This window comes from Streptomyces sp. S6, from assembly GCF_054880855.1.
This window is the reverse complement of the sequence record NZ_JBTYMC010000236.1, coordinates 1-10475: the sequence shown is the minus strand read 5'-3', so window position 1 is coordinate 10475 and position 10475 is coordinate 1. Positions and strand designations below refer to the sequence as shown.

The window sequence follows — 10475 nt, the reverse complement described above, 5'->3', positions numbered from 1 at the left end:
TGACCGAGTTCGAGGCGATGGCGATGATCGTGCGCGGCTTCGTCGAGCCGATCGCGAAGGAGCTGCCGATGGAGTACGCGCTGGAGCTGAACCGACCGCCAGCGTCGTCGGCGTGTCCGTGGTGGCGAGTCTGTGGGCGGGGGCGACGTCCTCCACCTGGGGTGGGATGGGGGTCGTCGCGCTGGTCGTGCCGCTGCTCGGCGCGGGGGTGGGGGTGTTCGCGCTGCGGCATGTGGTGGCCTCGCCGCTGGGGTCGGTGCGCAGGGTCCGGCCGTCGGCCGAGCTCAGGGTGTGGGTGCTGCCTCTCGGCGCGGTGGGTGCGGTCGTGGTCATGGCGCACGTCCTGCTGACCAGGAACATCGACAGCGCCATGATCCCGGCGTTCATCATCCTGTTCGTCTCGGCCCTGGGCTTCGGCGCGGTGGGGCTCGCGGGGACGATGGCCCGGCTCGCCGGGCGGTTCCTCGCGGCCCGCGCCCGCACCGCCACCGTCCTCCTCGCGGCGGAGCGCCTGCGGGACGATCCGTGGTCCGCGGCCCGCACGCACGCGGCGGTGCTGCTCACCACCGTGGTCGGAACGGGGTACGTCGGAATCCGCGCCGTCCACGTCGACATCCTGCGGCACGGCGAGTACGCCGAGAGCGACGACTTCTACCTCGCCGGTCTCGACCTCACCGCCGTCGCGATCGGGCTCGGCCTCCTCATCGCCCTCTCCGGCCTCGCCGTCGGCGCCGCCGAGTCCCTCGCGAGCCGGCGCCGGGGGCTCGCCGCGCAGGTCGCGGCGGGGGTGCCGCGTACGGTGCTGGCGCGGGCACTGCTGCTGGAGACGGCCCTTCCGCTGGCCCCGGCGGTGCTGTTCGCGGGCGCGGGCGGGATGGTGATCGGCGTCTGGTACGGGGCTCTCGCGGACAGCCCTGTCGCCTACAGCTCGCTGCTCGTACCCCTCGGGGTGTACGGGGCGTGCCTGCTGGCGGCGGCGACCTCGTTGCCGTTGCTGGGGAGGGCGGTGCGGCCGGGGGAACTGCGGCACACCTGAGGGGTACGGGGTGTCCCGTAGTACCGGAGAGGTACGGGACACCCCGTAGTACCCGCCCCGACCGCACCTGCCCGCCTGCCTGCCTGTCCCGGGAACACGAGGGGATTCCCGGGGCAGGTATGCGAAAGCCCGGATCTCAGGCCGATATGCCGTCGATCCGGGCGAGTGCGTCGTCCGCGCCGTATGGCCGCAGGTAGGGCAGCCAGCGCGGGTCCCTATGGCCGGTCCCGATGATGCGCCAGGCCAGGCCGGTGGGTGGGGCGGGTTTGTGGCGCAGCCGCCAGCCGATCTCCGTGAGGTGGCGGTCGGCCTTCGTATGGTTGCAGCGGCGGCAGGAGGCCACCACGTTGTCCCAGGCGTGCTGGCCGCCTCGGCTGCGCGGGATGACGTGGTCGACACTGGTGGCGACGCCACCGCAGTACATGCATCGGCCCCCGTCACGCGCGAACAGCGCGCGGCGGGTGAGGGGGACGGGGCCCCGGTAGGGCACCCGGACGAATCGCTTGAGGCGGACCACGCTGGGTGCGGAGACCGTGACGGTCGCGCTGTGCAGAAAGGCGCCCGATTCCTCCAAGGAGACTGCCTTGTTCTCCAGGACGAGGACGAGCGCGCGGCGGAGCGGTACGACGCCGAGGGGCTCGTACGACGCGTTGAGGACCAGGACATGCGGCACGGATGCCTCCTTGGGCGTCGGCGGCGCGTGGCTCGCGCCGGGACGATCTGCTAGCAGTCTCCCCTCTTGCCTGGTGGACGCGCCACCATGTCCCGGTAACGGGCTGGGAGTGTTTTCGACCACATTTCATGTCTGTCCTGCGCCGGAACCCTTCAAGCGCGGGTGAGACAGGTCTCTGTCGAGCGGATCGGACGGGGCTCCGCGCAATGCCCCGTTAGTGTGGTGTGCCTGCCCGTACGGTGACCTTTTCGTGACCTCGGGCCGCCGTACTTGGAGGTATCAGCCGTGTCCCCCACTCCGTCCCCGTCGGAGTCACCCGCCATCACCGTCCCGACGATCCAGGAGGCCCAGCGGAGCGCGACCAACGCCGCGAGCTGGGTCGAGGAGAACTGGTCGACGTGGCTCGCGATCGGGCTGCGGGTGCTGCTGATCATCGTCATCGCGGCGGTGCTGCGGAAGGTCGTCCTGCGGGCGATCACCAAGCTGATAGACCGGATGAACCGGACGGTCGAGTCCGTCGACGGGACGGCCCTCGGCGGGCTGCTCGTCAACGTCGAGCGGCGTCGTCAGCGGTCCCAGGCGATCGGTTCGGTGCTGCGTTCGGTCGCCTCGTTCCTGATCCTGGGCACGGCCGCGCTGATGGTCCTCGCCACCTTCCAGATCAACCTCGCGCCCCTCCTCGCCTCCGCCGGTGTCGCGGGTGTGGCGATCGGTTTCGGCGCGCGGAACCTCGTCACGGACTTCCTGTCCGGCGTGTTCATGATCCTGGAGGACCAGTACGGGGTGGGTGACCAGATCGACGCCGGGGTCGCCACCGGCGAGGTCATCGAGGTGGGTCTGCGGGTCACCAAGCTGCGCGGCGCCGACGGCGAGATCTGGTACGTCCGCAACGGCGAGGTCAAGCGCATCGGCAACCTGTCGCAGGGCTGGGCCACCGCCGGAGTCGACGTCACCGTCAAGCCGTCCGAGGACCTCGACCGCGTCAAGGCCACCCTCACCGAGGTCGCCGAGCGGATGAGCAAGGAGGAGCCCTGGAACGAGCTGCTCTGGTCCTCCATCGACGTCGTGGGCCTCGACTCCGTCCTCCTGGACTCCATGGTCATCCACCTCACCGCGCGGACCATGCCGGGCAAGCGGCTCGCCGTGGAACGCGAACTCCGCTGGCGGATCAAGCGGGCCTTCGACGCCGCGAGCATCCCGTTGGTGGGGGGCGCGGCGGCCTCCGCCGCAGAGCCCCCGGCCGACCCCTCCGACACCGTCGCGGCGCCGTCCGTCTTCTCCAACACGGAGTCCCCGCAGGTGGCGGCCACGACGCCGATCACGCGGCCTGCGGGGAAGTAGGGACCGGACACGTTCGGCAGCTCAACCGCACCCGCCGAACCCCGCGCGATACGCGTCGCAGAGTTCCCCGAACTCCGTCCCCCAGTGTCCGGATCGCCTCGGTGACGAGGAGGTCGCCGTCGGTCGGGTGACCCGCCTGAGCTGAACAGTCACGGTCCACGCGTCGGGCAGGAGCCCCCTAAGGGCAACCCTGAAGATCCCCCCACCCCACCCCCATAAGGAACCGAACACACGCTCCCGACGTATTCATGGGCAGAAGGTTCAAGCGCAGGTGGTGACACAAACCGATCAAGATCCAGTGAAGCCCGGTGCGCGGGAGAGGCCGGGGCGGTGATACTTGCGGCGCGGACGGGAGTATGGGGGAGGGCGGCAGTGGGGAAGCCGGAGGCGGGCGGCGGGAGCGCCGGCGGTCGCAGGACCGCGTGGGCGGAGAACAGTGAGCGGCTGAGGCGCGCGGCGACGACGGAGCCGGGCCGGCTCAGGATCATCGGCGCCGTGCTCGCACTGCTCGTCATCGCGTTCGGCGCCGTCACGGCCTGGCAGATGACGGACCGTTCGGACGCGGCGGACGACGTCCTGCACAAGAGCCAGAAGCTGACGTCCGAAGCCGCGGACATCTACCGCGCGCTCGCCGAGGCGAACACGGCCGCGTCCAGCGCGTTCCTCTCGGGCGGCCAGGAGACCCCGGAGTCCCGGAAGCGGTACGAGAAGAACATCGCGCTGGCCGCCGAGAAACTCGTCACGGCCGCGAACAGCGCGGAACAGGGCTCCCCTTCGGCGAGAGCGCTGACCACCCTCAACACCGCCCTGCCCGTCTACAAGGGCCTGGTGGAGCGCGCCCGCACCTACAACCGCATGGGCTTCCCCGTCGGCGGCGCCTACCTCCGGTACGCCAACCAGAAGATGCAGGACGAGATGCTCGTCGCGGCCCAGAACCTGTACGAGCAGGAGAACCGCCGCCTCGACGCCGACTACGCCGCCGCGAAGCCCTACCCCTGGGCGGCGATGGCCCTCGGCGTCCTCGCCCTCATCGCCCTCACCGCGGCGCAGGTCCGCGAGTACCGGCGGACGAACCGCGTGCTGAGCCACGGCCTGGTCGCGGCGGCCGGCGCCACCACCGTCGTCATCCTCTGGCTGATCGTCGGACACAGCGTCGCCCGCGCGGAGTTGAACAAGTCGTACGACCACGGCGTGCGTTCGCTGGCGGCGCTGCACGACGCCCGGATCGCGGCGCTGAAGGCGCGGGGGAACGAGAACCTGACCCTGATCTCGCGGGGCGCGGAGAGCACGAAGGTCAAGGTGGGAGGCGAAGACCAGGAGAAGGACACGTACGACCTGAAGTACGGGGCCGAGATGGGGGCGCTCACCACCCACCTCGCCAAGGCGGCGGGCTACGCCGACGACGCGCAGGGCGAGGCCCCGGTCCGGGCCGCCCAGCAGAGCGTGACCGAGTGGAAGTCCCGCCACACCGACGCCCGTTCGGCGGACGAGAACGGCAACTACGCGGACGCCCTGAAGCTGGTCGTCGGCCCCACCGGCACCACCGGCCAGTCCTTCGACGCCGTGGACGACAGCCTCGGCAGCGCCCTCGACCACGAACAGGACGAGTTCGAGCAAGCCGCCACCGACGGCCGGGACGCCTTCACCGGCCTCCCCCTCGGCGCCGGCGTCCTCGCCGTGCTCGGCGCCGCGGGTGCCGTGCTCGGGATAGGCCGCAGACTGTCGGAGTTCCGATGAGCGAGGGAGGAGCCATGCGGGTGCGGGCCAAGAACGTCAAGGGCTGGGGCGGCGTGGGCGCGATGGCGGTCCTCGTCGGAGTCCTGGCGCTGGCCGTCGCGCTGCTGCTGCCGCTGGCCAGGGAGCACCGGGACGGCAGGGTCGCCCCCGGGAGCCAGGGCGCGCAGGGGACCCAGGCCGCCGACGAGACCTGCAAGAACCCGGAGACCCGGACGCCGAAGCCGTCCTCGGCGGACGGCCCGACGATCGCGGCGATCAAGGCGAAGGGCAAGCTGGTCGTCGGCGTCGACCAGAACAGCTACCGCTGGGGCTACCGCGACCCGAACAACCAGAAAGCCCAGCTCGAAGGCTTCGACATCGACTTGGCGCACCACATCGCCAAGGACATCCTGGGCGACGCCGACGCCGTCCAGTTCAAGGCGATCCCGACGAACGAGCGGATCGCGGCGATCCAGAACGGCCGGGTCGACATGGTCGTCCGCACGATGACGATCACCTGCAAGCGGCTCGTCGACGTCGCGTTCTCCGCCCCCTACTTCAAGACCGGCCAGCAGATCCTGGCGCCCAAGGCGGACTCGAAGATCACCGGGTTCGACAAGAGCCTCGCGGGCCGGACGGTCTGCGTGGCGAAGGGGTCGATCGCCGAGGGCGAGCTGGACAAGAACGACCAGGGCGCCGAGCGCCTCGTCGTCCCGAACCAGCTCGACTGCCTGGTGAGGCTCCAGCTCGGCGAGGCGGACGCGGTGCTCACGGACGCCGCCCTCGCGGCGAGCCAGGCGGCCCAGGACCCGACGGTCCAGCTGAAGGGGAACGCGTTCACCACCGAGTACTACGGCGTCGCGATGAAGAAGGACGCGATCGACTTGGTGAGCCGGGTCAACCAGATTCTGGCGGAGTACCGTTCGGTCGGCTGGCAGGAGGCATACAGAAACTGGCTCTCCCCGACGATGGGACCCGACTTCGCGCGGTACCTCCCCGCGAACCCCACCTACCTCCCCACCAGTTAGACCGCCCCACGGACAGGGAAGATCGACCGCACCGGCATCCACAGGCAACGCAACGACAAGAGGTGATCGATGGGCGTCGCGGGACCCCCTGGTCCGGTGATGGACCGGGACGAGGTGGACCGTGCGCTGGCACGGCTCGGCCAGGAGCACGAGGCGATCGAGACCTCCTTGCTGGCGCTCCAGGACCACGCGGGCCGGCGTCTCCTCGAAGGCGCGGAGCTGACCGGCGTCACACGCGAGCGCTGGGCCGCGGCGGACACGGCGATATCCCTGCTGTGGACGTACTTCGACGCGTACGCGGACGCCCTGCGCTCGGCCCGCGAGATCCGCTCCCGGCGCCGCTGGTCCTCCCGCGAGGACCTCGTGGAGCTGACGGAACTGCTGCGCGGCGAGCCGATCGCCCAGGCGGGCACCGGAGTTCTGGCGGAGCACTTCTCGCTGGCCGCCCTGGTGGACCGGATGAACGAGCTGTACGCCTCCTCGCTGGACCTGGTCGTCGCCGCCGACGCCGTCTGGTCGGCGCTGCCCGCCCGGATCGATTTACTGGCCGCGGAGTTGCAGCGCACCCGCCGCCTCGCGCACTCGGTGGGTGTCCGCCCCGGCGAGCACCCCTCGGGCGACGACCTGGAGCGGATCACCCGCACGCTGACCGGCCTGCGCGCCCAGGTCGTCTCGGACCCGCTGGCCTACTGGGTTCCCACCAAGGGGAGTTCGGCGCCGGGCGGCGGCCGTCCGGACACCACGGTGTACGACCGCGAGGCGCGCGCGCTGGAGGACGTGCGCCGGGAGATCGACGCGGTACTGACGGTCCGTCAGGACGCCGAGCAGCGGCTGGTGCGGCTGCGGGACGTCCTCTCGCGGGCCGACCGCACGCTCGCCGAGGCGCGGGCCGCGCGCGGTGAGGTGCTGGCGAAGATAGCGGCGACGGAAGTGCCCGTGGTGAACGGCCCGCCGACGGCGCTCCAGGAGCAGTTGGCGGCGGCGGCCGAGTACCGCAGGCAGGGCCTGTGGCACCGTCTCTCCCCGCTCCTCGATTCGCTGGAGGAGAAGGCGGACGACGAACTGGAGCGCGCCCGCGAGCAGTTGGGTGCGGTGACGGCGCCGCTCGCGATCCGCGCGGAGCTGCGCGGGCGGCTCGACGCGTACAAGGCGAAGGTGGCCCGGCTGGGGCTCGCCGAGGACCCGTTCCTCGTCGAGCGGTACGACGCCGCGCGCCGGATGCTGTGGAGCGCGCCCTGTGATCTGCGGGTCGCGGAACAGGCCGTCCTGCGTTATCAGCGCCTGGCGGCGGAGCTGCTCACGGCGCCGCGGGACCGGCAGACTGGGGGAACGGCATGAGTCAGGCGGGGCAGAGCTGCCAGCGTCCAGGGTGCGAGGGGTCGTACGAGGACGTCGGCGGCGGTGAACTGTACTGCGACACCTGCGGGTTGGCTCCCGTGGTGTCGGCGACAGGACTGGTGGGATCACCCGCGACGAGCGGCATCGCGCCCTCGCCGTCGGCGAGTTCGGCCTCCCAGGGCACCCGGGGGACCCAGAGCTCCCCGAGTTCGCAGTCCTCCCGGTCCCGGCGTTCCGTGTCGGGCCGGCTGTCGCGGTCGCTGTCCGGGCGGACGGGCAACCGGTCGGTGTCGGTGCGCAGTTCGGGTGCGTCGGCGGGGTCGTCGGGGCGGGCGCGGCTCGGGGCCGGTCTCGTGTCGGTGCCGCAGGTGCCGAGGCCCGATCCGCGCGCGATGGTGCTGGACAACCCCGAGGTGCCGGAGCGCAAGCGGTTCTGCTCGCGCTCCGACTGCGGTGCGCCGGTGGGCCGTTCGCGCGGTGAGCGGACGGGCCGGACCGAGGGGTTCTGCACGAAGTGCGGGCACCCTTATTCCTTCGTGCCCAAGCTGAAGGCCGGGGACGTGGTGCACGGCCAGTACGAGGTCGCCGGATGCCTGGCGCACGGCGGGCTCGGGTGGATCTACCTCGCGGTGGACCGGGCGGTGGCGGACCGGTGGGTCGTCCTCAAGGGCCTCCTCGACACCGGGGACCAGGACGCGATGGAGGCGGCGATCTCCGAGCGGCGGTTCCTCGCGGAGATCGAGCACGCCAACATCGTCCGCATCTACAACTTCGTCGAGCACCTCGACCAGCGCACCGGCTCCCTCGACGGGTACATCGTCATGGAGTACGTCGGCGGCAAGTCCCTGAAGGAGATAGCCAACGCGCGGCGTGCTTCCGACGGGCGGCGGGATCCGCTGCCGGTGGAGCAGGCGTGCGCGTACGGCATCGAGGCGCTGGAGGCGCTCGGGCACCTGCACAGCCGCAACCTCCTGTACTGCGACTTCAAGGTCGACAACGCGATCCAGACCGAGGACCAGCTCAAGCTGATCGACATGGGCGCGGTCCGCAGGGTGGACGACGACGAGTCGGCGATCTACGGCACGGTCGGCTACCAGGCGCCGGAGGTGGCGGAGGTCGGCCCGTCGGTGGCCAGCGACCTGTACACCGTGGGCCGCACGCTCGCCGTCCTCACCTTCGACTTCCAGGGCTACACGACGGTCTTCGCGGACTGTCTGCCCGACCCCGACCACATCGAGGTCTTCCGGACGTACGAGTCCTTCTACCGCCTCCTCGTCCGCGCCACCGACCCCGACCCGGCCCGCCGCTTCGCCTCCGCGCAGGAGATGGCCGAGCAGCTCACCGGCGTCCTGCGGGAGGTCGTCTCCCTCCAGACCGGCCACGCCCGCCCCGCCCTCTCGACCCTCTTCGGCCCCGAGCTGCGCGTCACCGACACGGAGCTGTTCCCCCGGCTGGACGGCGAGGTCTCGCGGCTGGGGGCGCGGACGGTGAAGGCGGGCCGTTTCACGCGGCTGCTGACGCCGAAGTCGGTCGCGGTGACGGCGAGTTCGGCAGTCGGCGAGGCGCGGCGGACCGGGCCGGCGAGTACGCCGGCACCGGCCGTGTCCGGGACCTCGTACGCCGTGCTGCCGAGCGCGCCGCTGTCCAGCGATCCCACGCGCGCGGTCGGCAACAGGGCCGCCAACTCCCAGGCGGCTGCGGCCACTTCACCATCGAATGGTCCGGCGACGCCCGCCGTCTCCACCCCCGTCCCCCTCACCTCCCCCGCCCCCGCCTCCCTGGTCAAACCCGCCGACGCCCCCACCGCCTCCCTCGCCCTCCCCACCCCCCTCGTCGACCCCTCCGACCCCAACGCCGGTTTCCTCGCGGGGCTTTCGGCGACGGCGTCCGGGGAGCTGCTGGTCGCCCTGGAGGCCGTACCGAGCCCTTCGGTGGAGACGCGACTGCGCCGGGTGAGAGCCTGGCTGGAGACCGGCGACCAGGACGCGGCGGCAACCGCCCTGCGGGGACTGGAAGGTGAGCGCGGGGACGACTGGCGGGTCGTCTGGTACCGGGGTCTCGTCTCCCTCGTCACCGGCGACCACGAGAGCGCGGCGCTGGCCTTCGACGCGGTCTACGACGCGTTCCCCGGCGAGCCCGCCCCGAAGCTCGCGCTCGGGCTGTGCGCGGAGGTGCTGGGCCAGCTGGACAACGCGGCCGAGTACTACCGGCTGGTGTGGACGACGGACCCGAGCTATGTGAGCGCGGCGTTCGGCCTGGCCCGCGTCCAGCTCGCGTCGGGCGACCGGGCCGGCGCCGTCCGCACGCTGGAGTCCGTGCCGGAGTCCTCGATCCACTACACGGCGGCGCGGGTCGCGGCGGTGCGGGCGAGGCTGCGGCAGCGGACGGCCGGCCCGGCGGACGTACCCTTCCAGCAGGACCTCACCGCCGCGGCGGCGCAGGTCGAGGCGCTGGACGCGTACGGTCTGGACCGGAAGCGGCGGGAGCGGCTGTCGGCGGAAGTCCTCGGCAGCGCCCTCGACTGGGTACTCTCCAGGGGCCGGGGCAGCGACCCGGCGCCCGCGCGGAAGCTGCTCGGCAGGGACCTCGACGAGCAGGGTCTGCGGCTCGGCCTGGAGAGCTCGTACCGCGCGCTGGCCCGGCTGGCCACCGCCGGTGAGGAGAGGATCGACCTGGTGGAACGTGCCAACCGTTACCGCCCCCGGACATGGGTGTAGTTGATGTCGCAGATGCCCCCGCCGCAAGTACCCCCGTCACAGGTGCCTCCGCCGCACGTGCCTCCACCGCACACACCCCCCCGGGCGGTGCTGCCGACGTGCCCGAGCTGCGCGGAGCCCCTGGAGTCGGGCGACCGCTACTGCGGCGCGTGCGGATACGACCTGTCGGCCGTGCCTCCGCGCCCGGACGACCAGCCGACGCTGACTTTCGACAGCTCGGCGGCGACCGGCGTGCGCTTCGACCGCCCGGCCTCCCCCGAGCCCGAGGAGTACCCCCTCCAGGCCCCCGACCCGAGAGCGGCGGCGGAGGCCGCCGCCCAGCCGGTCTGTGTCGCCTGCCGGGTGGGCCGGGTCGACGGTGACGGCTACTGCGAGAACTGCGGCCACGCCCAGCCCCGCGAACGCGACCACATGGAACGGGAGTCGGGACCGCTGGCCGCCGTCAGCGACCGGGGCCTGCGCCACCACCGCAACGAGGACTCCTTCGCGGTCGGCACGGCGCCGACGCCGGACGGCACTCTCGCGAGCGTCGCGATCGTCTGTGACGGCGTCTCCTCGGCGACCCGCCCGGACGACGCCTCGGAGGCCGCCGCCCGTGCCGCGCACGACGCGGTCCTCGCCGCGCT

7 protein-coding genes and 1 pseudogene are annotated in these 10475 nt (G+C 72.1%); 7 read left to right on the top strand and 1 reads right to left on the bottom strand.

Annotated elements, in window-relative coordinates; all coding sequences use genetic code 11:
- Nucleotides 1-112: 112 nt before the first annotated feature.
- On the top strand, nucleotides 113-1036 hold the full coding sequence (locus tag ACVNF4_RS26110) for a hypothetical protein (protein WP_461805318.1): 924 nt from the start codon (nucleotides 113-115) through the stop codon (nucleotides 1034-1036).
- Between the two features lie 136 nt (nucleotides 1037-1172).
- On the opposite strand, the gene ACVNF4_RS26105 is transcribed toward ACVNF4_RS26110, so the two are convergent.
- On the bottom strand, nucleotides 1173-1709 hold the full coding sequence (locus ACVNF4_RS26105; RefSeq protein ID WP_461805317.1) for an HNH endonuclease: 537 nt from the start codon (nucleotides 1707-1709) through the stop codon (nucleotides 1173-1175).
- A gap of 285 nt (nucleotides 1710-1994) precedes the next feature.
- On the opposite strand from ACVNF4_RS26105, the gene ACVNF4_RS26100 reads away from it, so the two are divergent.
- The 6 genes and pseudogenes from ACVNF4_RS26100 to ACVNF4_RS26075 all read left to right on the top strand — a co-directional run.
- On the top strand, nucleotides 1995-3050 hold the full coding sequence (locus ACVNF4_RS26100) for a mechanosensitive ion channel family protein (RefSeq protein ID WP_461805316.1): 1056 nt from the start codon (nucleotides 1995-1997) through the stop codon (nucleotides 3048-3050).
- Nucleotides 3051-3422: 372 nt separating this feature from the next.
- Nucleotides 3423-4787, top strand: a complete 1365-nt coding sequence (locus ACVNF4_RS26095; protein WP_461805315.1) for a hypothetical protein — start codon at nucleotides 3423-3425, stop codon at nucleotides 4785-4787.
- Nucleotides 4784-5794 (top strand): glutamate ABC transporter substrate-binding protein, encoded by a 1011-nt coding sequence (locus ACVNF4_RS26090; RefSeq protein ID WP_461805314.1) that lies wholly within the window; start codon nucleotides 4784-4786, stop codon nucleotides 5792-5794. Before ACVNF4_RS26095 ends, ACVNF4_RS26090 begins: the two co-directional genes overlap by 4 nt.
- A gap of 69 nt (nucleotides 5795-5863) precedes the next feature.
- The gene (locus ACVNF4_RS26085; protein ID WP_461805313.1) at nucleotides 5864-7132 is read left to right on the top strand and encodes a coiled-coil domain-containing protein; all 1269 of its coding nucleotides are present in this window, start codon (nucleotides 5864-5866) and stop codon (nucleotides 7130-7132) included.
- Nucleotides 7129-9849: a serine/threonine-protein kinase gene (locus tag ACVNF4_RS26080; RefSeq protein ID WP_461805312.1), complete on the top strand. Its 2721-nt coding sequence runs from the start codon at nucleotides 7129-7131 to the stop codon at nucleotides 9847-9849. The genes ACVNF4_RS26085 and ACVNF4_RS26080 overlap by 4 nt, the downstream gene beginning before the upstream one ends.
- Nucleotides 9850-9861: 12 nt before the next feature.
- Nucleotides 9862-10475 (top strand): annotated as a pseudogene (locus ACVNF4_RS26075) (protein phosphatase); the annotation flags it as partial.